Source organism: Pseudomonas sp. B14(2017) (assembly GCF_002113255.1).
In the GTDB taxonomy this organism is placed as follows: domain Bacteria; phylum Pseudomonadota; class Gammaproteobacteria; order Pseudomonadales; family Pseudomonadaceae; genus Aquipseudomonas; species Aquipseudomonas putida_Z.
In genome coordinates this window covers 234460-260787 of the sequence record NZ_NEJY01000002.1, presented here as the reverse complement: position 1 = coordinate 260787, position 26328 = coordinate 234460, and the positions used below count along the sequence as shown (strand labels likewise).

The 26328-nt window shown below is 64.8% G+C and carries 23 protein-coding genes; 6 read left to right on the top strand and 17 right to left on the bottom strand.

Going from position 1 to position 26328, the window contains the following annotated elements; genetic code table 11:
• Positions 1–57 precede the first annotated feature (57 nt).
• The 7 genes from hflX to CAG34_RS03050 all read right to left on the bottom strand — a co-directional run bounded on the left by hflX (position 58) and on the right by CAG34_RS03050 (position 7355).
• Positions 58–1359: a ribosome rescue GTPase HflX gene (hflX, locus tag CAG34_RS03080; RefSeq protein ID WP_085587920.1), complete on the bottom strand. Its 1302-nt coding sequence runs from the start codon at positions 1357–1359 to the stop codon at positions 58–60.
• A gap of 12 nt (positions 1360–1371) precedes the next feature.
• Complete coding sequence (gene hfq / locus CAG34_RS03075) at positions 1372–1632, bottom strand: RNA chaperone Hfq (protein ID WP_003258160.1); 261 nt, start codon at positions 1630–1632, stop codon at positions 1372–1374.
• Between the two features lie 94 nt (positions 1633–1726).
• On the bottom strand, positions 1727–2698 hold the full coding sequence (gene miaA / locus CAG34_RS03070) for a tRNA (adenosine(37)-N6)-dimethylallyltransferase MiaA (protein ID WP_013974436.1): 972 nt from the start codon (positions 2696–2698) through the stop codon (positions 1727–1729).
• A 1-nt stretch (position 2699) separates the two neighbouring features.
• Positions 2700–4595 (bottom strand): DNA mismatch repair endonuclease MutL, encoded by a 1896-nt coding sequence (mutL, locus tag CAG34_RS03065; RefSeq protein WP_085587918.1) that lies wholly within the window; start codon positions 4593–4595, stop codon positions 2700–2702.
• Entirely contained in the window at positions 4592–6022 is a 1431-nt protein-coding gene (locus tag CAG34_RS03060) for an N-acetylmuramoyl-L-alanine amidase (RefSeq protein WP_075046528.1), read from the bottom strand. Before CAG34_RS03060 ends, mutL begins: the two co-directional genes overlap by 4 nt.
• An 11-nt stretch (positions 6023–6033) precedes the next feature.
• Positions 6034–6507, bottom strand: a complete 474-nt coding sequence (gene tsaE, locus CAG34_RS03055) for a tRNA (adenosine(37)-N6)-threonylcarbamoyltransferase complex ATPase subunit type 1 TsaE (protein ID WP_025340827.1) — start codon at positions 6505–6507, stop codon at positions 6034–6036.
• The gene (locus CAG34_RS03050; RefSeq protein ID WP_085587916.1) at positions 6495–7355 is read right to left on the bottom strand and encodes an NAD(P)H-hydrate dehydratase; all 861 of its coding nucleotides are present in this window, start codon (positions 7353–7355) and stop codon (positions 6495–6497) included. The genes tsaE and CAG34_RS03050 overlap by 13 nt, the downstream gene beginning before the upstream one ends.
• Before the next feature lie 65 nt (positions 7356–7420).
• Between CAG34_RS03050 and queG the strand changes: the two genes are divergently transcribed.
• The gene (gene queG / locus CAG34_RS03045) at positions 7421–8485 is read left to right on the top strand and encodes a tRNA epoxyqueuosine(34) reductase QueG (RefSeq protein ID WP_085587914.1); all 1065 of its coding nucleotides are present in this window, start codon (positions 7421–7423) and stop codon (positions 8483–8485) included.
• A gap of 210 nt (positions 8486–8695) precedes the next feature.
• Here queG and CAG34_RS03040 read toward each other — a convergent pair whose 3' ends face one another.
• Together CAG34_RS03040 and orn are read right to left on the bottom strand one after the other, a co-directional pair.
• Positions 8696–9307, bottom strand: coding sequence for a trimeric intracellular cation channel family protein (locus tag CAG34_RS03040; RefSeq protein WP_013974442.1), 612 nt, complete (start codon positions 9305–9307; stop codon positions 8696–8698).
• A gap of 100 nt (positions 9308–9407) precedes the next feature.
• On the bottom strand, positions 9408–9950 hold the full coding sequence (gene orn, locus CAG34_RS03035; protein WP_025340831.1) for an oligoribonuclease: 543 nt from the start codon (positions 9948–9950) through the stop codon (positions 9408–9410).
• Between the two features lie 143 nt (positions 9951–10093).
• Between orn and rsgA the strand changes: the two genes are divergently transcribed.
• A complete protein-coding gene (gene rsgA, locus CAG34_RS03030; RefSeq protein ID WP_085587912.1) occupies positions 10094–11125 on the top strand; it encodes a small ribosomal subunit biogenesis GTPase RsgA in 1032 nt (343 codons plus the stop codon).
• Positions 11126–11316: 191 nt separating this feature from the next.
• Here the strand turns inward: rsgA and motB are convergent, their stop codons facing one another.
• Positions 11317–12330, bottom strand: coding sequence for a flagellar motor protein MotB (gene motB, locus CAG34_RS03025; protein ID WP_085587910.1), 1014 nt, complete (start codon positions 12328–12330; stop codon positions 11317–11319).
• Between the two features lie 3 nt (positions 12331–12333).
• Entirely contained in the window at positions 12334–13185 is an 852-nt protein-coding gene (motA, locus tag CAG34_RS03020; RefSeq protein WP_015272014.1) for a flagellar motor stator protein MotA, read from the bottom strand.
• A 130-nt stretch (positions 13186–13315) separates the two neighbouring features.
• On the opposite strand from motA, the gene CAG34_RS03015 reads away from it, so the two are divergent.
• Genes CAG34_RS03015 through asd form a run of 3 tightly spaced genes read left to right on the top strand, consistent with a single transcriptional unit; the run spans position 13316 to position 16578 of the window.
• Positions 13316–14851, top strand: coding sequence for an HDOD domain-containing protein (locus CAG34_RS03015; protein WP_085587908.1), 1536 nt, complete (start codon positions 13316–13318; stop codon positions 14849–14851).
• Between the two features lie 44 nt (positions 14852–14895).
• The gene (locus tag CAG34_RS29110) at positions 14896–15705 is read left to right on the top strand and encodes a rhodanese-like domain-containing protein (protein ID WP_085587905.1); all 810 of its coding nucleotides are present in this window, start codon (positions 14896–14898) and stop codon (positions 15703–15705) included.
• A gap of 9 nt (positions 15706–15714) precedes the next feature.
• On the top strand, positions 15715–16578 hold the full coding sequence (asd, locus tag CAG34_RS29105) for an archaetidylserine decarboxylase (protein ID WP_085587903.1): 864 nt from the start codon (positions 15715–15717) through the stop codon (positions 16576–16578).
• A 131-nt stretch (positions 16579–16709) separates the two neighbouring features.
• On the opposite strand, the gene serB is transcribed toward asd, so the two are convergent.
• The gene (gene serB / locus CAG34_RS03000) at positions 16710–17924 is read right to left on the bottom strand and encodes a phosphoserine phosphatase SerB (RefSeq protein WP_025340836.1); all 1215 of its coding nucleotides are present in this window, start codon (positions 17922–17924) and stop codon (positions 16710–16712) included.
• Between the two features lie 135 nt (positions 17925–18059).
• Here serB and CAG34_RS02995 point away from each other — a divergent pair, with 135 nt between their 5' ends.
• On the top strand, positions 18060–19517 hold the full coding sequence (locus CAG34_RS02995) for an AhpA/YtjB family protein (protein WP_085587901.1): 1458 nt from the start codon (positions 18060–18062) through the stop codon (positions 19515–19517).
• Positions 19518–19754: 237 nt separating this feature from the next.
• Here CAG34_RS02995 and CAG34_RS02990 read toward each other — a convergent pair whose 3' ends face one another.
• From CAG34_RS02990 to parE, 5 genes are all read right to left on the bottom strand, one after another.
• A complete protein-coding gene (locus CAG34_RS02990; RefSeq protein ID WP_085587899.1) occupies positions 19755–20465 on the bottom strand; it encodes a membrane integrity-associated transporter subunit PqiC in 711 nt (236 codons plus the stop codon).
• A gap of 172 nt (positions 20466–20637) precedes the next feature.
• Positions 20638–22896: a DNA topoisomerase IV subunit A gene (gene parC, locus CAG34_RS02985; RefSeq protein ID WP_075046538.1), complete on the bottom strand. Its 2259-nt coding sequence runs from the start codon at positions 22894–22896 to the stop codon at positions 20638–20640.
• Between the two features lie 10 nt (positions 22897–22906).
• Positions 22907–23425 carry a TIGR02281 family clan AA aspartic protease gene (locus tag CAG34_RS02980; protein ID WP_025340840.1) on the bottom strand — a complete coding sequence of 173 codons (519 nt, stop codon included), beginning with the start codon at positions 23423–23425 and terminating at the stop codon, positions 22907–22909.
• The gene (locus tag CAG34_RS02975; protein ID WP_085587897.1) at positions 23422–24408 is read right to left on the bottom strand and encodes an esterase-like activity of phytase family protein; all 987 of its coding nucleotides are present in this window, start codon (positions 24406–24408) and stop codon (positions 23422–23424) included. Before CAG34_RS02975 ends, CAG34_RS02980 begins: the two co-directional genes overlap by 4 nt.
• Positions 24405–26309, bottom strand: coding sequence for a DNA topoisomerase IV subunit B (gene parE, locus CAG34_RS02970; protein ID WP_015272020.1), 1905 nt, complete (start codon positions 26307–26309; stop codon positions 24405–24407). Before parE ends, CAG34_RS02975 begins: the two co-directional genes overlap by 4 nt.
• Between the last annotated feature and the right edge of the window lie 19 nt (positions 26310–26328).

Here is a 26328-nt window from a genome sequence, read left to right as displayed (position 1 = left end):
GCGCCGTCCAATGCTACAGAATGCCTGTCACTGCTGCCCGGCGACCTCGACGAGCATTTATTGCAAAGTGTGTTGCTCGACAAACACTTGCGGCTCCATGCCTTCGCGGCTGACCAGGCGATTCAGTTCGACCATGGGCAGTCGCACGCTCAGCAGGCTGCGCCCTTCTTCATCATGCTCTTCACTCTGCACGGCACCCAGGGCAAAGAATTGCGCGCGCAAGCGGGCAAAACGCTGCTCCAGACACAGGGTACCGACAAACAGATCATCCCCCAGCAACTCGGCAATCGCCTGGCCGACCAGCTCCAGGCCACGCCCATCGCGTGCCGATACCCAGACCCGTTCCGGCTTGCCACCGGCATTGCGCTGGATCTGCGGCTCGACATCTTCGAGCAGGTCGAGTTTGTTATACACCTCGAGGATCGGCAACCCTTCGGCACCAATCTCGCCCAACACCGCCAATACCTGCTCGATCTGCTCCATGCGCTCAGGCTCATGGGCGTCGATCACATGCAGCAACAAGTCGGAGTTGCTCGACTCTTCGAGCGTAGCCCGAAATGCCTCGACCAGCTTGTGCGGCAGGTGGCGAATGAAGCCCACGGTATCGGCCAGCACGATCGGCCCCAGGTCGTTCAGCTCGAGCCGGCGCAGGGTCGGGTCGAGGGTGGCGAACAGCTGGTCCGCGGCATACACCTCGGATTCGGTCAGGGCGTTGAACAGCGTGGACTTGCCGGCGTTGGTATAACCCACCAGCGATACCGACGGGATGTCCGCACGCTTGCGCCCGCGCCGCGCCTGCTCGCGCTGGCTGCGCACCTTCTCCAGGCGTGACTTGATCTGGCGAATGCGCACCCGCAACAGGCGGCGGTCGGTTTCCAGCTGGGTTTCACCCGGGCCACGCAGGCCGATACCACCCTTCTGTCGCTCAAGGTGGGTCCAGCCGCGCACCAGCCGCGTGCTCATGTGCTCGAGCTGGGCCAGTTCGACCTGCAGCTTGCCTTCATGGGTACGCGCCCGTTGGGCGAAGATATCGAGGATCAGCCCGGTACGGTCGAGCACACGACACTCGAACACACGTTCGAGGTTGCGCTCCTGACTGGGCGTGAGGGTGTGATTGAAAATCACCAGGTCTACCTGTTCGGCATGGACCAGGTCGTGCAACTCTTCGACCTTGCCACTGCCAATCAGGTATTTGGCGGAAGGCTGATGCCTTGCCACCGTGACCAGCGAGACGATGTCGGCACCGGCCGACAATGCCAGCTCCTGGAACTCCTGCGGGTCTTCGCGCGCCTCAGGGTTCTGACCTTCCAAGTGAACGAGCAACGCCCGCTCACCACCACCGTGGCGCTCAAAGAACAATGCAGGCTCCTATCAGGCGTTGCCTGGCTCGCTGTCGCCGTGTTCGGAATCGGACGGGCTTGGCAGACGAACCGGACGGGCAGGAACCACGGTCGAGATGGCGTGCTTGTAGACCATCTGGCTGACGGTGTTCTTCAGCAGTACCACGAACTGGTCGAAGGACTCGATCGAACCCTGCAGTTTGATGCCGTTGACCAGGTAGATGGATACCGGGACCTTTTCTTTTCTCAAGGTGTTCAAGTAAGGGTCTTGTAGCGAATGCCCTTTTGACATATGCCGCACTCCTGTAAGGATAAATAATAGAAAATCAAGAAAATCGATAAATTAGGCCGCCCCTTCGCAAGAATAGACGGCAATCAGCAGGGACTCAGCTCAATATGGAGATGGCCCCAAGGTATTTCAAGGTGCGGGACAGATTGTCGCAGGCCAGGCTGTCAAGCCAGTGTACTTCGGGCCAGCCACGCAACCAGGTGAACTGCCGCTTGGCCAGCTGCCTGGTGGCAATGATACCGCGTTCACGCATCTCATTCTCAGTCAGCTTGCCGTCCAGGTAATCCCAGACCTGCCGATACCCCACTGCCCGTATAGACGGCAGCCCGGCGTGCAAGTCACTTCTGGCTCGCAGCGATCGGACCTCGTCGACGAAGCCCTGTTCCAGCATCTGTGAAAATCGTAACGCAATTCGCTGATGCAAAATGTGACGATCTGTAGGAGCAATCGCCAAACTCGCGACAGTATAGGGCAAATGTCCGCCAGCGCCTGCGTCTGCGCCGCGACTTTCCGCGAATTGACGCTGTCGATGTGCCGTCATGCTCTCGCCGCTCACCCGGTACACCTCCAACGCCCGGATCAACCGCTGCGGGTCGTTGGGGTGGATACGCGCCGCCGACTCAGGGTCAACCTCGGCCAACTGGCGGTGCAACTCGGCCAGGCCCAGCGCTTCGGCCTGGGCTTCCAGCTCGGCACGCACCGCGGCATCGGCCGCCGGCATGTCGGCCAGGCCATCGATCAACGCCTTGTAATAGAGCATGGTGCCGCCCACCAGCAGCGGGATCTTGCCGCGCGCGGTGATCTCGGCCATGGCCTCCAGGGCATCGGCACGGAACTGCGCAGCCGAATAGCTCTCGGCCGGGTCGCGAATGTCGATCAGCCGGTGCGGGTGAGCGGCGAGGATTTCTTTCGACGGCTTGGCCGAACCGATGTCCATGCCGCGGTAGACCAGCGCCGAATCGACGCTGATCAGCTCGCACGGCAGTACTTTGGTCAACTCGATGGCCAGGTCGGTCTTGCCGGCCGCCGTCGGGCCCATCAGGAATATTGCAGGGGGCTTGCCGCTCATTTCATCGACCGCGCAGGAAGAGTTTGTCCAGGTCGTCCAGGCCCATTTGGGTCCAGGTGGGGCGACCATGGTTGCACTGGCCGCTGCGCTCGGTGTTTTCCATGTCACGCAGCAGCGCGTTCATCTCGGGGATCGCCAGGCGCCGGTTGGCGCGCACGGCGCCGTGGCAGGCCATGGTGCCGAGCAGCTCGTTGAGGTGCGCCTGGATACGGTCGCTGGTGCCGTATTCCATCAGGTCGGCGAGTACATCCTGCACCAGTCGGTTGGCCTCGGCCTGCTTGAGCAAAGCCGGGATCTGGCGAATGGCCAGGGTCTCGGGGCCCAGCCGCTGCAGTTCGAAGCCCAGCCGCTGGAACCACTGCGCGTGCTCTTCGGCGCAGTCTGCTTCGCGCTGGCTCAAGGCAAGGGTCTCGGGCACCAGCAGCGGCTGGCCGCTGAGGCCTTCGCTGGCCATGGCTACCTTCAGGCGCTCGTACATGATGCGTTCATGGGCCGCATGCATGTCTACCAGCACCAGGCCGATGGCGTTTTCGGCCAGGATATAGATGCCCTTGAGCTGCGCCAGCGCGTAGCCCAGCGGGGGAATGTCACCTTGGCTTTCGGGCAACGCCGTTGGCGCCGCGCCTTCATCCAGCGGCTTGTAAAACTCGCGATACACCGCCTGTGCCTCGGCGGCTGGCAGCGGCTGCGAGGGGCGCGGGGTGTACTGGTACTGGTAACCCGCGCCACTGCCGCCACTGGAAAACGACTGCTGCGGGGCTCGCGGCTGCTCGAGCACCGGCGAGGCCAGGCGCATTTCGCCCTGGGGGCCGAACTCACCGGCCTGCTGGCCCGTGGGGCGGAGCACTTCGGGCACGGCAGCAGGCGCCGCCAACTGGTCTTCCGGGCGTACATCGGCCAGGGCGCGATGCAGGGTGCCATACAGGAAGTCGTGCACCGAGCGCCCCTCGCGGAAACGCACTTCGTGCTTGGTCGGGTGCACGTTGACGTCGACGCCGTTGGGCTCCAGCTCCAGGAACAGCACGAAGGTCGGGTGCCGACCATTGAACAGCACGTCGCGGTAGGCCTGGCGCACGGCGTGGGCGACCAGCTTGTCGCGCACCGCACGGCCGTTGACGAAGAAATACTGCAGGTCTGCCTGGCTGCGCGAGAAAGTTGGCAGGCCGACCCAGCCCCACAGGCGCAGGCCATTGCGCTCCACGTCGATCGGCAGCGCCTGCTCCATGAAGCCCGGGCCGCAGATGGCGCCCACCCGCCGCGCACGGGCGGTTTCATCGTGGGCCTCGTGCAGGCTGAGGATGCTCTTGCCGTTGTGGCGCAGGTGGAAGCCGACATCGAAGCGCGCCAGCGCCAGGCGCCGTATCACTTCCTGCAGGTGATCAAATTCGGTTTTCTCGGCCTTGAGGAACTTGCGCCGGGCCGGGGTATTGAAGAACAGGTCGCGCACTTCCACCGAAGTACCCACCGGGTGCGCCGCCGGTTGCACCCGCGGGGTCATGTCGCGGCCTTCGGTTTCCACCTGCCAGGCCTCGGTAGCGCTGGCGGTACGCGAGGTCAGGGTCAGGCGCGCCACCGAGCTGATCGAGGCCAGGGCCTCACCACGGAAGCCCAGGCTCAATACCCCTTCCAGGTCTTCCAGCTCGCGGATCTTGCTGGTGGCGTGACGGGCCAGGGCCAGCGGCAGGTCGTCGGCGGAAATGCCGCTGCCATCGTCACGCACCCGCAGCAGCTTGACGCCGCCCTGCTCCACTTCCACGTCGATACGCCGGGCGCCGGAGTCCAGGCTGTTCTCAAGCAACTCCTTGGCGACAGAGGCCGGCCGCTCGACAACCTCACCCGCGGCAATCTGGTTGGCCAGCCGCGGGCTGAGCAGCTGGATGCGCGAACCGCCACTCATTGCGAGGCCAACGTGGTAGCGGGGATATCGAGGCGCTGGCCGACCTTCAGTTCATCGGTCTTGAGGCTGTTGGTGCTGCGCAGGCTGGTCACGCTGACCTGGTAGCGCACGGCAAGCATCGCCAGGGTCTCGCCAGGGCGTACCGTGTGCTCACGCGGGCCAGCGGCGATCTTGCCGGTGTCGCGCAGCCAGGCGATGTAGGTGCCAGGCGGCGGGTTCTGCTGGAAGTACTGGCGCACACCGGTGTGGATCGAACGGGCCAGGGCCTGCTGATGGCTGGCGGTGGCCAGTTTGGCGGCTTCGTTGTTGTTCGAGATGAACCCGGTTTCAACGAGGATCGACGGAATATCCGGCGACTTCAGCACCATGAAGCCGGCCTGTTCCACCCGCTGCTTGTGCAGCGAGGTAATGCGGCCCATGTTGCCCAGCACCTTCTGCCCGACATTGAGGCTGGAGCTGAGCGTGGCGGTCATCGACAGGTCGAGCAGCACGCCGGCCAGCATGCGGTCCTTGTCGTCGAGGCTGACGTTACCGGCACCACCGATCAGGTCGGAACGGTTTTCCGTGTCGGCCAGCCAGCGCGCGGTCTCGGAGGTAGCGCCGCGGTCGGACAGGGCAAACACCGAGGCGCCAAAGGCGGCGCGGGACGGCGCAGCGTCGGCGTGGATCGAGATGAACAGGTCGGCGCCCTTCTTGCGGGCGATTTCCGTGCGCTTGCGCAGTGGGATGAAGTAGTCGCCGGTACGGGTCAGCTCGGCCCGGAAGCCTTTTTCGCTGTTGATCTGGCGCTGCAGTTCCTTGGCGATCTGCAGCACGATGTCTTTTTCATGCTGGCCACGCGAGCCGGACGCACCCGGGTCTTCGCCGCCGTGACCGGCGTCGATGGCAACCACGATGTCACGCTTGCCGTTGGGAACCGGCGGCAGCTTGATGGCAGGCTGGGCCGGGGTCACCGGTACTGCTGGCGTGGTTGCAGGCGTTGGTGCCGGAGTCGGGGCCGGAGCCGGCGCGCTGGCCGCGATGGCGTCGGCTTCCTGGTCGTACAGGTCGACTACCAGGCGGTTGCCGTACTGGGCATTGGGCGCCAGGGTGAAGCTTTTTGGGGTGACCGACTTTTTCAGGTCGACCACCACGCGCAGGTCGGTCGGGGTGCGCTGAGCCGAACGCACGCTGCTGATCGGCGTATTGGAGGTAGCCACATTCAGTGGCGCGGCCAAGGTCGCGCCATTGATGTCGATAACCAGGCGATCAGGTGCGCTCAGGGTGAAGACGCTGTGCTGCACGGGGCCAGACAGGTCGAAGACCAGCCGCGTGTTGTCCGGCGCGCGCCACAGGCGCATGCTCTTGACTTGAGTGACGGCCAGAGCGTCAACGGTCACCGTTGTCAGCAGCAGCCCAACGATGGCGACCAGTGCGCGTATGCGCATACCTACCCCACTTACTGTTTATAGTGTTCGGCCAGTGCAACGCACCAGGCCTCGCCGCGAGCCCCCTGCGGCGAAAGGATCAGCGAGCGTCCGCCCGCTTGGGGGCTTATGGTAATGGTCAGGTCGGGCTTTGGCAAAACGCCCGCACCCTTTTGTGGCCACTCGAACAGGCACAGCGGGTCGCCCTCGAAATAGTCACGAATGCCCATGAACTCCAGCTCTTCCGGATCGACCAGGCGATACAGGTCGAAATGGAACGCCCGCACCTCACCGATCTCGTAAGGTTCGACCACGGTGAAGGTCGGGCTTTTCACTGCACCAGTATGGCCCAGGCCACGAATCAGGCCACGCGACAGCGTGGTTTTGCCCGCGCCCAGGTCACCTTCCAGAAAAATCACGCCGTGACCGCCGGTCACCCCGGCCAGTTGTGCGCCGAATTCGACCGTGGCCGCTTCATCGGCCAGAAACAGGTTTAAGCCAGACACGCAGAATGCTCCTCCAACAACTCACGAATGACCGGCGCCAGATCGCTGGCAGCCAGGCCTCTACCTTTAACGCCCAGACGCTCGCCGGCACAGGCGTGCAGCCATACCCCCAGCCCCGCGGCATGCCAGGCATCCAGGCCCTGGGCCAGCAGCGCCGCCAATACACCGGTCAGCACATCGCCCAGGCCGGCACCGGCCATGGCCGGGTGGCCACGTTCGCACAGCAGCAGCTGCCCGGCCGGGTCGGCCACCAGAGTGCCAGCCCCCTTGAGCACGCAGACGCTGTTGTAACGGCGCGCCAGCTTGCGTGCGGCGCCCGCGCGGTCCGCCTGCACAGCCTCGGTGGAAATGCCCAGCAGCCGCGCCGCCTCCCCGGGGTGCGGGGTAAGGATACTGCCACTGGGCAGGGCCAGCGGGGTGCGCGCCAGCAAATTCAGGGCATCGGCGTCCCACACCTGCGGGCGCTCGGCATTGGCCACCGCCGACAGCAGGCTGCGGCCCCAGGCTGCCTGGCCCAGGCCTGGGCCGACCACCAGCACCGAAGCGCGCTCCAGCACGCCCATCAACTGGTTGGCCGAAGTGGCGCCCAGGCACATGACCTCGGGCAGGCGCGCCAGGCTGGCAGTCACGTGTTCAGGCCGGGTCGCCACGCTGACCAGCCCCGCGCCACAGCGCAGGGCGGCCTCGGCACTGAGCAGCGCGGCGCCGCCGGTACCGAGGTCGCCACCGACCACCAGTACATGGCCGAAGTCGCCTTTATGGGCGTGCGCATGCCGTGCCGGCAGGTGCGCGACAGTCACGCTGCTGAGCAATTGAGGGGTATGGCTGGGGTGTTTGGTCTGCGGCATGGGGTCAAAGGCTCCAATGTCTGGCAGAATTATACGCACCTGAGCCCGTATTGCCTTGCCCATCCATGTCCGCCTGTACGCCTGACCTCGCCCAACTGGCCCAATCGATCAAGATTTGGGGCCAAGAACTCGGTTTTGCCCATGTCGGCATCGCCGGGGTCGACCTTGGCGAACACGAACACCACCTGCAGCGCTGGCTCGACGCCGGCTACCAGGGCGAGATGGATTACCTGGGCGCCCACGGCAGCAAACGCGCGCACCCGGAGCAACTGATCCCCGGCACGGTACGCGTGGTATCGCTGCGCATGGACTACCTGCCCGGCGACACGCAGATGGCGCAGCGCCTGGCGCAGCCGGAAAAAGCCTACGTATCGCGCTACGCCCTGGGCCGGGATTACCACAAGCTGGTGCGCAAGCGCGTGCAGTTCCTGGCCGATCGCATTCAGGAAGCCATCGGCCCGTTCGGCTACCGCGCCTTCGTCGACAGCGCTCCGGTGCTGGAAAAGGCCCTGGCCGAGCAGGCCGGGCTGGGCTGGATCGGCAAGAACACTCTGCTGCTCAACCGCAAGGCGGGCAGCTACTTCTTCCTCGCCGAGCTGTTCGTCGACCTGCCGCTGCCGGTGGACGAAGCCACCACCAGCGAACACTGCGGGCGCTGCCAGGCCTGCCTGGACATCTGCCCGACCCAGGCCTTCGTCGGGCCGTATGTGCTGGATGCACGGCGCTGCATCTCCTACCTGACCATCGAATTGCGGGGGCCGATCCCCGTCGAGTTGCGCTCGAAGATGGGCAACCGGGTGTTCGGTTGCGATGACTGCCAGATCGTCTGCCCATGGAACCGCTTTACCAGGCATAGCCAGGAACAGGACTTCCAGCCACGGCACGGGCTGGAGAATGCCGAGCTGGCGGAGATGTTCCTGTGGGATGAAAGGACCTTCCTGCGCAAGACCGAAGGCGGGCCATTGCGCCGGGCCGGGTATGAGCGCTGGTTGCGCAACCTGGCGGTGGGGCTTGGCAATGCGCCATCGACGATCCCGGTGATCGAAGCGCTGAAGGCGCGGCGCGAGGATGCCTCGGAGCTGGTGAGGGAGCATGTGGAGTGGGCGCTGGCGCAGCACGGCGTTCAATAGCGGTAGCCCCAGAGCCTGCGCAATCCTTGTAGGAGCGGGCGTGCCCGCGAACACCGGCGGAGCCGGTGCCATACACCGCGTTGGCCGCTTCGCGGGCACGCCCGCTCCCACAAGGAAGGTGACACACTCTCGAATATTGTTCCCTGTGCGACAGCGCAGCCCCAAGGGCTGGGCAATCTCCCACAAGGGCCATGTTGTGCCGGAACTGCGTTACTGCTGGTCGTTGTAGTGGAACTTGGGCATTTCCCAATGGAACCGAATCGCCAGCAACCGCACCAGGAACCCGCCAAACAAGGTCAGCAACATCGCCTGCTCCGCCGGCACCTTGAAATACACGCAGCCCAGGTAGAACCAAGCCGCGGCAAACGACACGCTGGCGTACAGCTCGCGGCGGAACACCAGGGGAATGTCGTTGCAGAAGATATCCCGCAAGATCCCGCCAAATACCCCGGTGATCACCCCGCTGATCGACGCCACCAGCATGCCCTGCCCCATCTCCAGTGCGGTCATGCAGCCGATCAGGGTAAAGGCCACCAGCCCCAGGGCGTCGAGCACCAGGAACAGCGAGCGCAGGCGGCGCATCATCGGCGCGATGAAAATGGTCAGCAGCGCCGCACAACTGGTCAGCACCAGGTACTCCGGGTGCTTCACCCAGGTCAGCGGGTAATGCCCGAGCAGCACATCACGCACCGAGCCGCCACCCAGGGCGGTGACGCAGGCAATCAGCACCACGCCGAACCAGTCCATGCCGCGACGGCCGGCAGACAACGCGCCGGTCATGGCTTCGGCGGTGATGGCGATGAGGTAGAGCATCAACAACATGGTGCGGGGTCCGTGCGGGCGTGCGGGAAAGGCGCGCAGTCTAACCAGTTGCCCATGGCACCAAAAGAGGGCGCAGATACAATATCTGCGCCTTTTCGGCTCACACCTTGATGAAGTGCTCGCGATAGTGGCGCAGTTCGGCGATCGATTCGCGGATGTCGTCCAGCGCCAGGTGGGTGTTGCCCTTCTTGAAGCTGTCACGCACATCAGGCGCCCAGCGTGCAGCCAGCTCCTTCAGGGTCGAGACATCCAGGTTGCGGTAGTGGAAGTAGTTTTCCAGGTTGCGCATGTGCCGGTAGAGGAAGCGGCGGTCCTGGCAGATGCTGTTGCCGCAGATCGGCGACTTGCCTTTCGGTACCCACTGCTCGAGGAAGGCAATGGTCTGCGCCTCGGCTGCGGCCATGTCGACCTTGCTCTCGCGTACGCGCTGGGTCAGGCCCGAAGCGCCATGGGTGCGGGTGTTCCACTCGTCCATGCGCGCCAGCACTTCGTCACTGTGGTGGATGGCGATCACCGGCCCTTCGGCCAGGGTGTTCAGTTCGCTGTCGGTGACGATGGTGGCCATCTCGATGATGACGTCGCTGTCCGGATCCAGGCCGGTCATTTCCAGGTCGATCCAGATCAGGTTCTGTGGGTTTTGCATGCGGGGGCTCCTCGTATTGGCCGTCATAGTAGCGTAGTGGCCAAGGCACGCCCATTCACGGCGCGAAGGTAAGCCAAATGGTCCGGCGCCTGGCGTGCTAAACTACCTGCCGTTTTCAACCTGCCCCCACGCACGGAATCTTCATGGCCAAACGCCAGCTCAATCGCCGCCAGAACTGGCGCATCGAAAAAATCCAGAACGAGCGCGCCGCGCGTGCGGCCAAACGCGAACAGCACGTGCTGCAGGAACTGGAGGGTGGCGACCTGGGGCCGGAGCAGCTGGGCCTGGTGATTGCGCACTTCGGTGTGCAGGTAGAAGTGGAAGCCCAGGACGGCGAAGCCGCAGGCCAGGAGTTCCGCTGCCACTTGCGCGCCAACCTGCCGGCGCTGGTTACCGGCGACCGCGTGGTATGGCGCTCGGGCAACCAGGGCATTGGCGTGATCGTCGCGCAGATGCCGCGCAGTACCGAGCTGTGCCGGCCGAACAACCACGGCCAGCTGAAGCCGGTGGCGGCCAACGTCGACCTGATCGTGATCGTCTTCGCCCCCGCGCCCGAACCGCACCCCAACCTCATCGACCGTTATCTGGTGGCGGCGGAGCACGCCGGCATCCGCCCGCTGCTGCTGCTGAACAAGGCCGACCTGATCAACGACGAGAACGGCCCGGGCCTGCATGCGCTGCTGGAGGTTTACCGCGAGCTGGGCTACCCGCTGCTGGAGGTCTCGGCCCACCACGGTGACGGCATGCAACGCCTGCAACAGATGCTCGACGGCCACATCAGCGTGTTCGTCGGCCAGTCGGGGGTGGGCAAGTCGTCGTTGGTCAACAGCTTGCTGCCGGACGCCGGCACCCGTGTCGGCGACCTGTCGGAGTGGTCTGGCCAGGGCACCCACACCACCACCACCGCGCGGTTGTACCACTTCCCCAACGGTGGCGACCTGATCGACTCGCCGGGCATCCGCGAGTTCGGCCTGGGTCACGTCAGCCGCAGTGATGTGGAGGATGGTTTCATCGAGTTCCGCGACCTGTTCGGCACCTGCCGCTTCCGCGACTGCAAGCATGATCGCGAACCGGGCTGCGCGCTGCTCAAGGCGCTGGACGAGGGGCGTATCAAGCAGCAACGGATGAACAGCTACCGCTCGATCATTGCCAGTTTGCCGGAAGACGCTTACTGACCGCTTGCCCCCCTCAGGTTCTGCGCCGGTTTCAGCTACGGCGCGATCCTGTGGGAGCGGCCTTGCGTCGCGAAAGGGGCGCGCAGCGGCCCCAGATATCAGCATTAATACAAATATTGCCGGGGCCGCGTTGCGGCCCTTTCGCGACACAAGGCCGCTCCCACAAGGGACCGCGCCGGACGAAAAACGGTTTACTGGTCCTTGGCCTCATCCATCTTCAGCGTCCCCTCTTCGAAGATGTTCAGCTTCTGGCGCAGTTCACGCGGCTGCATGGGGGCCTGCCCGGCCTCCCCTGGCGCCGCCGGTGCCGCAGCGGCGGGCGGCGCAGGCTCGGCAGCCGGTGCTTCCGGCGCGCCCTGTTCGCCTTCGATATTGCGCTGGGCCTTTTTGGTCAGCACGATGATGTCGATGCGGCGGTTGACCGGGTTGAACGGGTCCTTGCGATCGAACAGCGACGACGAGGCATAACCCACCACCCGCGCCACCTGGTCATCCGGGTAGCCGCCGGCCACGAGTGCACGGCGCGCGGCGTTGGCGCGGTTGGCCGACAGTTCCCAGTTGCCGAACTCGCCACTGCCGGCATAAGGCTTGGCGTCGGTGTGGCCACTGATACTGATCTTGTTCGGCACCGCCTTGATGGTGTCGGCCATGGCCAGCAGGATGTCCTCGAAGTACGGCTGCAGGCGCGCGCTGCCAATGTCGAACATCGGCCGGTTCTCGGCGTCCATGATCTGGATGCGCAGACCGTCCTGGGTGATCTCGAACAGGATCTGGTCCTTGAACTTCTGCAGCTGCGGGTTCTCTTCCACCTTGTTCTGCAGTTCCTGCAGCAGCAACTCCAGGCGCTCACGCTCGACCTGCTCGGCCATGGTCTCCACCTGGTCCTTGTCCAGCTGGATGCTGGTATCAGGCGTCGGCTCCGACTTGGCTTCGGGGTTGATGGTCTTTTCCGGCGCCAGCTGAGGCGAGCCGCCCAGGTCGATGACGTAGGGCGTTCCGCTTTCCGAGAAGCCGATCGGGTCCTTGAAGTAGCCGGCAATGGCGATCTTCTGTTCTGGTGTGGCCGTGGACAACAGCCACAGCACCAGGAAGAACGCCATCATCGCCGTGGCGAAGTCGGCGAAGGCGATTTTCCAGGCGCCGCCGTGGTGGCCGCCGCCAAAGCGCTTGACGCGCTTGACGATGATGGGCTGATTGTTCTCCATGACTCAGCGACCGCGAACCGCTTGTTCCAGTTCGGCGAAGCTTGGGCGGTGCTTGGGGTACAGCACCTTGCGCCCGAACTCGACCGCCAGCGAAGGCGGCATGCCCGAGGCCGAGGCCACCAGCGAAGCCTTGATCGATTCGTAGAGGTTCAGCTCTTCCTTGGCATCGTGCTCCAGGCACTTGGCCAATGGGCCGAAGAAGCCGTAGGCCGCCAGAATACCGAAGAAGGTACCCACCAGTGCCGCACCCACATGGAGGCCGATGGAGGCCTGGTCACCGTCGCCGAGCGAGGCCATGGTCACCACGATACCCAGTACCGCCGCAACGATACCGAAGCCGGGCATGCCGTCGGCGATGCCGGTCACCGCATGGGACGGGTGCTCCAGTTCTTCCTTCATGCTCAGCAGTTCCATGTCGAACAGGCCCTCGAGCTCGTGCGGGGCCATATTGCCGGTGGACATGATGCGCAGGTAGTCGCAGACGAACGCGGTCATGCGCTCATCGGCCAGCACCGTCGGGTACTTGGCGAAGATCGGGCTGGCGGCGGCATCCTCGATGTCGGCCTCGATGGCCATCATGCCTTCGCGCCGGCTCTTGTTGAGGATCTCGTACACCAGGCCCAGCACTTCCAGGTAGAAGGCATGAGTGAAGCGCGAGCCGAACATCTTCATCGACTTCTTGATGACGTGCATGGTCATGTGGCCAGGGTTGGCCTGCAGGAATGCACCAAAGGCCGCACCGCCGATGATCAGTACTTCGAACGGCTGGATCAGCGCCGCGATCTTGCCGTGGGAAAGCACGTATCCGCCGAGCACGCTCGCGAATACGACGATGATGCCGATAATTTTAGCCATAGGTTCAAAGCACTTGCTGTCGTGGTCAGGGGAAGAGACGGGAGCTTTAAAACTCTTCTTCTACTTATCGGCAGAACTGCGCCAGACTATAGCCACTCAATGCGAAAAGCCAGTTCGGACTGATGTCAAAATGCCAATTGAAACCAAGGTGCCCGCTCAGGCTCCACGTACGCTAGAGGCCTGGGTAAAGCTGCTCGAGAGTGTTCGCATCCCCGTGCCGAAGCACAGCTACGACCGGGTCATGGCCGCCATCCACGATAGCCGCCGCTCGCTGCGCGATATCGCCGAACTGATGCAGGATAGCCCGGCACTGGTGCTTTCGGTGATGCGCGAAGCCAATCACCCCACCAATGCCAGCCTGGCAGAGCCCGCCGAAAGCCTGGAAGTCGCCCTCAACCGCCTGGGCCTGGAGCGCAGCGAACAGCTGCTCAAACGCCTGCCAGCTGTGCCCGTCGAAGAAATCCCACCGGTACTGTGCCAGTTCCAGCTGATCAGCCAGCACGCCTCGCAGCAAGCCAGCGGCCTGTTCGCCAGCCGCCTGGCACGGCTGTGGCAGGAAATCCACTGGGGCAGCCTGTTGTTCCTGTCGCCACTCTGGCCGCTGGCGCTGGCCTACCCCAAGCTGCTCGATACCTGGGAGCTGCGGGTTATCCACAAGGGCGAAGACGCCGCCCATGTCGAGGAAGAACTGTTTGGCGTGCGCATCATGGAGCTTTGCCAGACCATGGCGGAGTACTGGCGCCTGCCACAATGGGTGACCCAGGGTTACCGCCTGTTGCTGGAAGAACGCGAGCAACTGGCCCAGGTGCTCAGTATCGCCCGCGACCCGGACCTGCTCAGCCAGCAACACCGCCTGGACGCCGAGCCTGGCCTGCGCCGCTGGTTCAACCAGCCGGCCAACACCGTGCTGCTGGCCAACAACCTGGCCCTGGCGGCACAGGTGGGCTGGGACAACCCGCACCTGCTGCGCTGGCAACTGTTGACCGCACTGTACCTGCAGACCTCGCTGGAAGACGTGCAGCAGCAGGTGCACCAGCAGGCTGCGGCCAGCGCCCGCCGCCATGCCCAGCATGCCCTGTTCCACCCGGCCGAAGCGCTGATCTGGCCCTGGCACCAGCGCCGCCCGCACCCAGACATGCTGGCTCCGCCACCGCCCACCAGCGACGAACTGGCGCGCTGGCGCAAGCTGTGCCAGGACCTTCTGGCCCAGCCCAGCCCGTTCACCAACAGCGTGCACCTGGCCACGCAGGTTATCGAGGCCCTTCTGGCCTCTGGCATGCAGCGGATCCTGCTGCTGAGCCTGGACAAGGCCAACGACCAGCTGCGCGTGCAACAGATGGCCGGCCTGCCCAAGGAAGCCGGGGCGCTGGTACTGCCGGTGGCGCAGAACAAACTGCTGCAAAAGCTGCTGGCCAAGGCCGGGCAATTGCGTATCACCCCGGAAAACCACAGCCAGTTCTCGGCCCTGCTGCCGGCCCCGCTGCGTGCCTTGTTCCGCAGCGAACACGTGCTGCTGCGCTCGCTGGCGGTGGCGGACCAGGTGCTGATGCTGATGGTGGCTGACCAGGGCTGCCGGCCGCTGGCCGACATCAGCGTGCAAGCCTTCGGCAAGACCGCACAGTGCACCGAACGGGCGCTGTCGGTGTTTGCCAACCGCAAGGCCTGAGCCTTGCGCTACAATCGCCCCTCTTTCCACACTGGAGACCGTGGATGACTGACTTTTCCGGCCTGCCCCTGGTGATCGAAGCCGCGGACCTGCTGCCGCGCCTGGATTCGCCACAGCTGATCCTGGTCGACCTGAGCAGCGCCAACCGCTATGTCAGCGGGCATATCCCCGGCGCACGCTTTGTCGAAGGCAAGCGTACCCAGCTTGGCCAGCCCCCAGCGCCCGGCCTGCTGCCGGCCCTGGGCGAGCTGGAAAAACTGTTCAGCGAACTCGGCCACCGCGACGATGCCGTGTATGTGGTGTATGACGATGAGGGCGGCGGCTGGGCCGGGCGCTTCATCTGGCTGCTCGACGTGATCGGCCACAAGCGTTACCACTACCTCAATGGCGGCATCCAGGCCTGGCCTGCCGACAAGCTCTTCACAGAAGTGCCCGCCAGCGGCAACACGCCGGTGCGCCTGCGCATCGACAGTTCGCCCACCGCCACCCGCGAGTACCTGCAAAGCCGCCTGGGCGCCGACGACCTGGTCATCTGGGACGCCCGTGGCCCGCAGGAATTCAGCGGCGAGAAAGTGCTGGCAGCCAAGGGCGGCCACATCCCCGGCGCGATCAACTTCGAGTGGACCGCCGGCATGGACCTCAACGACCACCTGCGCATTCGCCAGGACATCGCCGAAGTCCTGCAGAACCTGGGCATCACCCCCGACAAGGAAGTGATCACCCACTGCCAGACCCACCGCCGCTCCGGTTTCACCTACCTGGTGGCCAAGGCCCTCGGCTACCCGCGCGTCAAGGCCTACGCCGGCTCGTGGAGCGAATGGGGCAACCACCCGGACACGCCTGTAGAAGTCTAAGGAACCTGCATGAAATCCCGTTTGTTCATCATCAGCCAGTACCTGCTGCCGCACCACCTGCTGTCGCGGCTGGCCGGCTGCATCGCCGAGTGCCGCGTGCGCTGGTTCAAGAACGCCTTCACCGCCTGGTTCGCCAAGCGTTACCAGGTCAACATGAGCGAAGCGCTGGTCGAGGACCTGAGCGCCTACGAGCACTTCAATGCATTCTTCACCCGCGCCCTGAAGCCGGGTGCCCGCCCGCTGGACGAGACCCCGGGCGCCATCCTGTGCCCGGCCGACGGTGCCGTCAGCCAGCTTGGCCCGATCGAGCACGGCCGCATTTTCCAGGCCAAGGGCCACGGTTTCAGCGCGCAGGAGCTGCTGGGCGGTGACCCGGCCATGGCCGCGCCGTTCATGGGCGGCGAGTTCGCCACCATCTACCTGTCGCCCAAGGATTACCACCGCGTGCACATGCCGCTGGCCGGTACCCTGCGTGAAATGGTCTACGTGCCGGGCCGCCTGTTCTCGGTCAACCAGACCACCGCAGAGAACGTCCCCGAGCTGTTCGCCCGCAACGAGCGCGTGGTCTGCTTGTTCGATACCGAGCGCGGGCCGATGGCCGTGGTGCTGGTTGGCGCGATGATCGTCGCTTCGATCGAAACCGTGTGGGCCGGGCTGGTGACGCCACCCAAGCGTGAACTGAAGACCTTCCGCTACGACGAAGCCAGCCGCGCGCCGATCCACCTGGAGAAAGGTGCCGAACTGGGCCGCTTCAAGCTGGGGTCGACTGCTATCGTGCTGTTCGGGCCGGAGCAGGTGAAGTGGGCGGAGAACCTGGGTGCTGGTTCCGCGGTGCGCATGGGCCAGCAGTTGGCGGTGCCTGTGCAGGCTTGATTGCCTGATGGAACCTGGGGCCGCTTTGCGGCCCTTTCGCGACACAAGGCCGCTCCTACAGGAGATATGCGATCCCTGTAGGAGCGGCCTTGTGTCGCGAAAGGGCTGCGAAGCAGCCCCAAATTTGCAGATCAGCCGCGCGCGTCGCGGTCCCGCAGGCCCAGCAGATACAACACCCCATCCAGCCCCAGGGTAGAAATCGCCTGCTTGGCCGACTGGCGCACCAGCGGCTTGGCGCGGAACGCCACGCCCAGGCCGGCCAGCGACAGCATCGGCAGGTCGTTGGCACCGTCACCCACGGCAATGGTCTGCTCCAGCTGCAAGCCTTCTTCGCTAGCCAGCTTCTGCAGCAGCTCGGCCTTGCGCTGGGCATCGACGATCGGTTCCACAGCCACGCCGGTAACCTTGCCATCAACCACTTCCAGCTCGTTGGCGAACACATAGTCGATGCCCAGGCGCGCCTGCACCTGGCGGGCAAAGTAAGTGAAGCCACCGGACAGGATCGCCGTCTTGTAACCCAGGCGCTTGAGCTCTGCGAATAGATTCTCGGCACCCTCGGTCAGGCGCAGCGACGCACCGATCTCGTCCAGCACGCCCACATCCAGGCCCTTGAGCAGCGCCATGCGCTCCTTGAAGCTGGCGCGGAAGTCCAGCTCGCCACGCATCGCGCGCTCGGTGATCGCGGCTACCTGCTCACCCACGCCAGCGGCCTTGGCCAGTTCGTCGATGACTTCGGCTTCGATCAGCGTCGAGTCCATGTCGAACACCGCCAGGCGGCGGTTGCGGCGGAACAGGTCGTCCTTCTGGAAGGCGATGTCGATGCTCAGCTCTTCAGCCAAGGCGAAGAAGTCGGCACGCAGGGCCTGGGCATCGCTCGGCACGCCGCGTACGGAAATCTCGATGGCCGCCTTGCCCTTGTCGGTCTCGGCATCCAGCGCCACACGGGCCGACAGGCGCTCGATGCGCTCGATGGTCAGGCCGTACTGGCTGATCACCGCACTCACCCGCTGCAGCTGCTCGGGGGTGATCTTGCGGCTGAGCAAGGTGACGATGTGGCGCGCCTCGCCGTGGCCATCGGCCCAGTGCTGGTAGTCCGCCTCGGAAATCGGCGTGTAGCGGGCCTGCAGGTTCAGTTCGTGGGCCTTGGCCTGCACGCTCTGCAGCAGGGAGGTGGCCACTTCGTTGTCCGGGATATCGACCAGGATGCCGAACGACAAGGTACCGTGCATGACTGCCAGGCCAATGTCGAGGATGCTCACACCGCCCTGCAGCAGGACGCCGGTGATAGCCGCAGTGAGACCGGGACGGTCCTCACCGGTGATGTTGATCAGGACGATTTCGCGCACAACCTGGCTCCGACTTCGATGAAAAATGCGCATTCTACCGATTTTCCGTGACCGTCGGGCGCCAACGATACTTTGCCGACAAAACCCGGCTCGCTATACTGCCCCACACTTTCATGCCATTAAGAGCCGAGCTCAGTGAACCGGCCCACGCCCGTCAAAGCAGACAACTTCTTCCTGATGATCTATCGCGCCCTGAGTCAACGTCGCGTGCCGCTGGCACTGCGCATCGCCTGCACCAACATTTTCCTGGTGGCGCTGGCGTTGGTGATCTACGCCTGCGTGATGGGCCTGCAGTTCAAGCAGGCCATGCACGAGCAGGCCGATGCCCTGGGCCAGAGCCTGACCACCCAGACCGCCACCTCGGCGACCGAGCTGCTGGTGGCCAACGACATCCTCAGCCTCAACGTGCTGCTCGGCAACCTGGTGAAAAACCCGCTGGTGGCCCATGCGGCAATCTACAGCGTGGACAACCGTATCCTCGCCGAGGCCGGCCAGCGCCCGCGCAACAGCCTGCTGGGCGAGGCCGAAGGCCTGTACCAGACCAAGATCACCTTCCAGGACGTGACCGCCGGGCAACTGCGCATCAGCCTGGACATGAGCCAGTTCCAGCAGCCGATGCTGATCAGCCTGCAGAGCATGGGCATCCTTGCCGCCATCCTGCTGGTGCTGGCACTGACCCTGAGCCTGCGCCAGGGCCGCTTCATCACCCTGCCGCTGCTGCAGCTGCGGGTGTGGCTGCGCGACCCGCAACCCTATACCCCGGCCACCGACCGCCAGGACGAGATCGGCGACATCGCCCGCCAGCTGCACGCGCGCCTGGCCCCGCCGCCGCCACCTGAGCCGGAGCCCGAAGAAGAAGACGACGAGCAGTTCGACGACCTGCACGACGCCGCCCCGGCAGCCAAGGCTGCGCCGCGCACCAAGCTTGCCGCCCAGGCGGACGAGGATGACGATGAAGCCTTCGCCGGCCTGCTGGACGACGAAAGCGCGCCCAAGGCCGCTGTGGTCGAATCCGACGAGCCGCAGTACAGCGCCGTGCTCGCCGTGCAACTGGGTTCGCAGGAGCAGCTGCGTCGCCTGCCGCGCACGCGCCTGACCGAGCTGACCGAGCGCTACCGCGATTGCCTGGAGCACGCCGCCTCGCTCTACGACGGCGAAACCCACACGCTCAACGACGGCAGCACCCTGGTGCTGTTCCACAGCCGCGACTGCGGCGAGGACTACCTGACCAATGCCATCTGCTGCGGCGAGCTGTTGCGCGCCCTGGGCCATGCCCTGCAGATCGAAGTTGCGGACAGCGGCATTACCCTGCAGCTGCAACTGGGCCTGGCCCTGGGCAACGACCTGCAAGGGCTGGAGCTGGTAGACCTGCTGATGGCCGAGAAGGCCCAGGACGCCCTGGCGCTGTCGCAGCACAGCCGCAACCTGTTGCTGGTGGAGCGGCAGATCAGCGATGACACGCTGATTCGCCAGCGCGCCCGCATTCGCCCGATTGCCAGCCCCGAGGGCGCCTGCTGCGTGGAGCGCCTGATGGAGCCCTACCCGTCGATGCTGGAGCGGCAGTTGGCGCGGATGCACGAACGCCGGGTCTGATACAGCCCCTGTGGGAGCGGGCGTGCCCATGAATCAAGCGCCGCGGTGTATGGCACCGGCTAGCCGGTGTTCGCGGGCATGCCCGCGAAGGGCCGCAAAGCGGCCCCAATTTGCTTAACTGGCCGACATTAGGGCATGCCTGCTCCCACAGGCCCCGGCAAAATCAGTGGGGTATGGTTTACAGCAGATACGAAAAAGCCCGCATCGTTGCGGGCTTTTTCGTATCTGGCAGTTGGATCAGAACCGGTAGACTTCCATATCGGTACGAATCGGCGCAGCCATCGGGATCTTGGATTTCTCCGGCGTCTTTTTCACCTGCACCGGAGCAGCCGGCTTTTTTGGCGTCTCTTCGGCAATCGCCGGCTGGTTGGCCAGCGGCTTGACCGCAGTGCTCAGCTGTTCGGCCAGCTTCTGCAGCAACTGGCCCTGGGCCTGTACCTGCGACGCCTCGCTGCCCGCGTGTGGCTGTTCGAGGTGAACGATGCGGTTGTCACGCACATGGCCACGGCGGTCCAACAAGCGCCACTGGGCATCCAGGACGGCCGGCTGGTCCTTGCCCGAGTCCAGGCGAGTGATCGACAGCAGTACTTGTACATCCGGGTTGAAACCGGTCGCCGCCGGGGCCAGCACCACGCGCTGGCTGTCCAGGCGCCAGGCGAGCTGGCGCACCAGCAGCTGGTCGATATCCGACGAAAGGCTACCGGCCCAACGACCGTCGGTCGCCGAACTCAGACTGCCATCGGCCTGACGTTGCAGGAAGGTTTCACGTTGCAGGTAATCGGCAACCGATACCGGGCCGAGCACCACGGCCATGCCCGCACTCTGCGAAGGCTGGCCAGGATCACCACTGTCGAGCTGGTACAGGGCAACCGGCTGGTGCATGGTGCACCCGCCAAGGCCCAGCAGGCCAGTCATCAACAGCGCAAATGGAAGGCGCAGAAATTTCATCATCCCATCCAGGCGGTCGCCAAAAGGCCAACCGCAGTGATACACATAGATTCAAACGGGCACACGGCCACGCCGGCACCGCAAGGGCCATATCATCCGCGAAATAACCGTCCGACTCCAGCATTTCTGCCCGGAACGACGCTGAAATTGCCGTTCCAGACATTTCAACCGGTTACGCCGGCACTTCCACCTGCAACCCATCGACCCGCTGGAACCCGCGTGGCAGCTTGCTGCCGCGCCGTCCGCGCTCACCCTTGTAATGCTCCAGGTCGTCCGCTTTCAGAGATAGGGTACGCTTGCCGGCTTGCAATACAAGTGTCGCGCCATCGGCAATCACAGCCAGATCGGTAACAAATTCTTCACGGCTGGCTACCCGGTCGCCCGGCACCCCGATGATCTTGTTGCCCTTGCCTTTGCCCAGCTGAGGCAGGTCGCTGACCTTGAACACCAGCAGACGGCCTTCGGTAGTCACCGCCGCCAGCCAGTCCTGCTCGCGGTTCGCCACCGGGCGCGGGGTCATGACCTTGGCACCGTTGGGCAGGCTGAGCAAGCCCTTGCCGGCCTTGTTCTTGGCCTGCAGGTCTTCACCCTTGACCACGAAGCCATAGCCGGCGTCCGAAGCCACCACGTACAGCGCATCGTCGTCCGGCAACAGCACGCACTCGAAGGTGGCCCCCGGTGGTGGCGTCAGGCGACCGGTCAGCGGTTCGCCCTGACCACGCGCCGACGGCAGGCTGTGAGCGGCCAGCGAGTAGCTGCGGCCAGTGGAGTCGATGAGCACGGCGAACTGGTTGGAGCGCCCGGCGGCGGCGGCCTTGAAGCCATCGCCGGCCTTGTACGACAGGCCGGTAGCATCGATGTCGTGGCCCTTGGCGCAGCGCACCCAGCCCTTCTCCGACAGCACCACGGTGACCGGCTCGGTCGGCATCAGTTCGTTTTCCGACAGCGCCTTGGCCTCGGCACGCTCGACGATCGGCGAGCGGCGGTCGTCGCCATAGGTTTCGGCATCCTTGATCAGCTCGCTGCGTACCAGTTTGCGCAGCTTGGCATCGCTGCCCAGCAGGGCGAGCAGTTTGGCCTGCTCTTTCAGCAATTCATCCTGCTCGCCACGGATCTTCATCTCTTCCAGGCGCGCCAGCTGCCGCAGGCGGGTCTCGAGGATGTAGTCGGCCTGGATTTCGGTCAGGTCGAAACGGGCGATCAGGGCTTGCTTGGGCTGGTCCTCGGTACGGATGATGTGGATAACTTCATCCAGGTTGAGGAACGCGGTCAGCAAACCTTCCAACAGGTGCAGGCGCTTCTCCACCTTGTCCAGGCGGTGCTGCAGGCGGCGACGGACGGTAGTGGTACGGAACTCCAGCCACTCCAGCAGCAGCGCTCGCAGGTTCTTCAGCTGTGGCCGGCCGTCCAGGCCGATGATGTTGACGTTGACCCGGTAGCTGCTTTCCAGGTCGGTGGTGGCGAACAGGTGCTGCATCAGTTCATCGGCATCCACGCGGTTGGAGCGCGGAATGATGACGATGCGGCACGGGTTCTCGTGGTCCGACTCGTCACGCAGGTCGGCGACCATCGGCAGCTTCTTGGCCTGCATCTGCGCGGCGATCTGCTCCAGCACCTTGGCCCCGGAGACCTGGTGCGGCAGCGCGGTGACGACGATGTCGCCATCCTCGACGCGGTACACGGCGCGCATGCGGATGGAGCCGCGGCCGCTTTCGTACATCTTGAGGATTTCTGCCCGCGGCGTGACGATCTCGGCCTCGGTCGGGTAGTCCGGCCCCTGGATGTGCTCGCACAGCTGCTCGATGGTGGCCTTGGGCTCGTCGAGCAGGCGCACGCAGGCCGTGGCCACTTCACGCAGGTTGTGCGGCGGCACGTCGGTGGCCATGCCCACGGCGATACCAGTGGTGCCGTTGAGCAGGATGTTGGGCAGGCGCGCCGGCAGCACGGCCGGCTCCTGCAGGGTGCCGTCGAAGTTGGGCACCCAGTCCACGGTGCCCTGGCCGACTTCGCTGAGCAGCACTTCGGCGTAGCGCGAAAGACGCGCTTCGGTATAACGCATGGCGGCGAACGACTTCGGATCGTCCGGCGCACCCCAGTTGCCCTGGCCGTCGACCAGGGTATAGCGGTAGCTGAACGGCTGCGCCATCAGCACCATGGCCTCGTAGCAGGCCGAGTCGCCATGGGGGTGGAACTTGCCGAGCACGTCACCGACGGTACGCGCCGACTTCTTGTGCTTGGCATCGGCATCGAGCCCCAACTCGCTCATGGCGTAGACGATGCGTCGCTGCACCGGCTTCAGGCCATCGCCGATGTGCGGCAGGGCGCGGTCCATGATCACGTACATGGAGTAGTTGAGGTAGGCCTGTTCGGTGAAGTCAGCCAGCGAGCGGCGTTCCACGCCGTCCAGGCTGAGTTCCAGTGAGTCGCTCATGCGGGCCTCGTCATTTCAGGTTCTGGCGCAGCAGCATGGTGCCGCCGCGCTGGGTAAATTCAAGTTGTTTCAGGGCACTCATGCCCAGCAATACGGTCTGCCCATCCAGGCCCGGCACCACGATGGCGCGTACGTCCTGCAGGCGGATATCCCCCAGCTGCAGGCTGGCCAGGCGCGTGCGGTAGCCTTCGGTACGGCCGTTGGCGGTACTGAGCTGCACCGGGCTGCCACGCTCCAGGCCCAGCTCGCGGCCCAGCGCCTCGGGGATGGCCACGTCGGTGGCACCGGTGTCGAGCATGAAGTGCACCACCTGGCCGTTGATCGCGCCATCCATCACGAAGTGGCCCTGGCCGTTGCCCAGCAGGCGCACCTCGATAAAGCCTTCGCCATGCGACGACTGCACCTGGGCATTGGGGTTGCGCTGGCTGTCTTCCCATTGGCCGAAGAAACGCGTGGCAAGGAACAGCGCCGCCGCCCAGGCGACGATCATCAATACCTTGCCAGCCCGCTTGCCCGGCGCCTGACTCATGGCTTGGCGCTCCATCCGCCTTCCGGCGCATCGAAGCGCCAGACGATCGGGCGTGCCTCGCCATCAGCGCGGGCGCCGTTGTTGTTGTCCACACCGATCCAGGCGCCCTTGGCATCGATCACCAAGGCCTCGGCCAGGCCGAACGGCTGTTGATAGCGGCGCGACTCGACCAGGGCATCGGCAGCGAACGACCAGCAGCGCTCGACCTTGCCACTGTCGGTATCCCGACGGCAGACCCGGTAGGCGTTGCGTTCGAGGGTGAACAGCTTGCCTTCGAACCAGGCAAGGTCAGCGAAGTCACGCGACAGCGCCTGGGCATTGGGCATCTGCGCCGGCTGCATTTCGACGCCAGCCTCGCTCAGCAGCACGCAGCTGCGGCCGCAGGTCCACACCGATTGCTGGCGCTCGATGGCCACCAGGCCCCGCCGCTCGCGCTCGGCGGCCAGCCATAGGCGGTCACCCGCAGGGTTGATCGCCAGGCCTTCGAACAAGGCGTTGAAGTTCAGCAGCATGCCGCTGGCACGGGCCTGACGAACCATGGCCGGGTCGATCTTCAACCAGTCCGCTTCGCCTTCCAGCGGCAGTTGCAGCACCGCGGCATGCGCCTCGCTGACCAGGTACAGGTTACCCGCCTGGTCACAGCTGATGCCTTCGAAATCCAGCTCGCCACCACGAATATACGACGCCGCCCAGTTGCGCGACTTCAGCCCCCACGGCAGGCCACTTTCAGGCACCGCTGGCGGGGCGAAGGTGAGCGGCTGCGCGCGCCAGGTCGGGTTTTGCTGGTCGAAGCGGTAGATACGGTCGTCGTCGCGGTCGGACACGCCCCACAGCCCGCCCCGGCATTCCACCAGGCCAGACAGGTTGCCACCGCGCATGCCTTCGATCGGGTGCTCGGCGCTCAGCTTCAACTCTGGCCAGTTGCCCGCCAGGCTCGGCAGGGCAACCAGCGCCAGACAGGCAGCCAGAAGCCGCCGAATCAAACCATGACCTCGGCCAGGTTACCCTTGGTTTCCAGCCAGCTCTTGCGGTCACCCGCGCGCTTCTTGGCCAGCAGTTTGTCCATCAGCTCGCAGGTGGCCTGCACATCGTCCAGGGTCAGCTGCACCAGGCGCCGGGTGTTCGGGTCCATGGTGGTCTCGCGCAGCTGTGGCGGGTTCATCTCGCCCAGGCCCTTGAAGCGGGTGACCTGTGGCTTGCCGCGTTTCTTCTCGGCCACCAGGCGATCGAGGATACCGTCGCGCTCGGCCTCGTCGAGGGCGTAGTAGATTTCCTTGCCCAGGTCGATGCGGTACAGCGGCGGCATGGCCACGTACACATGCCCGGCCTCGACCAGCGCGCGGAAGTGCTGGACGAACAGCGCGCACAGCAGCGTGGCGATGTGCAGGCCGTCGGAGTCGGCGTCGGCGAGGATGCAGATCTTGCCGTAGCGCAGTTGCGCAAGGTCAGTGGCCCCCGGGTCGACGCCAATGGCCACGGCGATGTTGTGTACTTCCTGGCTGGCCAGGACTTCGCCACCGTCCACTTCCCAGGTGTTGAGGATCTTGCCGCGCAGCGGCAGGATCGCCTGGAATTCCTTGTCGCGTGCCTGCTTGGCCGAGCCACCGGCCGAATCACCCTCGACCAGGAACAGTTCGGCGCGCATCGGATCCTGGCCGGCGCAATCGGCCAGTTTGCCGGGAAGTGCCGGGCCCTGGGTGATGCGCTTGCGCTCGACCTTCTTGCTGGCCTTCAGGCGGCGCCCGGCGTTGCTGATGGCCAGCTCCGCCAGTTGCATGCCCAGCTCGGGGTGGGCGTTGAGCCACAGGCTGAAGGCGTCCTTGACCACGCCGGAAACGAAGGCCGCCGCCTCGCGGGACGACAGGCGCTCCTTGGTCTGCCCGGAGAACTGCGGGTCCTGCATCTTCATCGACAGCACGAAGGTGATGCGTTCCCAGACATCTTCCGGCGCCAGCTTCACACCGCGCGGCAGCAGGTTGCGGAACTCGCAGAATTCGCGCATGGCATCCAGCAGGCCCTGGCGCAGGCCATTGACGTGGGTGCCGCCCTGGGCGGTAGGGATCAGGTTGACGTAGCTTTCCTGGATGCTGTCGCCGCCTTCTGGCAGCCACAGCAAGGCCCAGTCCACCGCCTCCTTGTTACCGGCCAGGCTGCCGCAGAACGGCTCGTCGGGCAGGCGTTGGAACTCGTTGACCGAATCGACCAGGTAGGAGCGCAGGCCGTCCTCGTAGTGCCATTCGACCTTCTCGCCGCTGGCCTTGTCCTCGAAGCTGACCAGCAGGCCCGGGCACAGCACGGCCTTGGCCTTGAGCACGTGCTTGAGGCGGCTGATGGAGAACTTCGGCGAATCGAAGTACTTGGGGTCGGGGCTGAAGTACACGCTGGTACCGGTGTTGCGCTTGCCGACCGAGCCGACCACTTCCAGCTCGCTGGCCTTGAAGCCATCGGCGAAGGTCATCTGGTATTCGTTGCCGTCACGTTTGACGCGCACGCGCACCTGGGTCGACAGGGCGTTTACTACCGAGATGCCCACGCCGTGAAGGCCACCGGAGAACTGGTAGTTCTTGTTGGAGAACTTGCCGCCGGCGTGCAGCTTGGTGAGGATCAGCTCGACCCCGGACACGCCCTCTTCCGGGTGGATGTCCACCGGCATGCCACGGCCATCGTCGCTGACTTCCAGCGAGTGGTCGGCATGGAGGATGACCTGCACCGAACGGGCGTGACCGGCCAGGGCTTCGTCGACACTGTTGTCGATGACTTCCTGGGCCAGGTGGTTGGGGCGGCTGGTATCGGTGTACATGCCCGGCCGCTTGCGGACCGGGTCAAGGCCCGAGAGGACTTCGATGGCGTCTGCGTTATAGGCGCTAGCGCTGGGAGTGGCCATAGGGTCTCGTCGTCAGTCT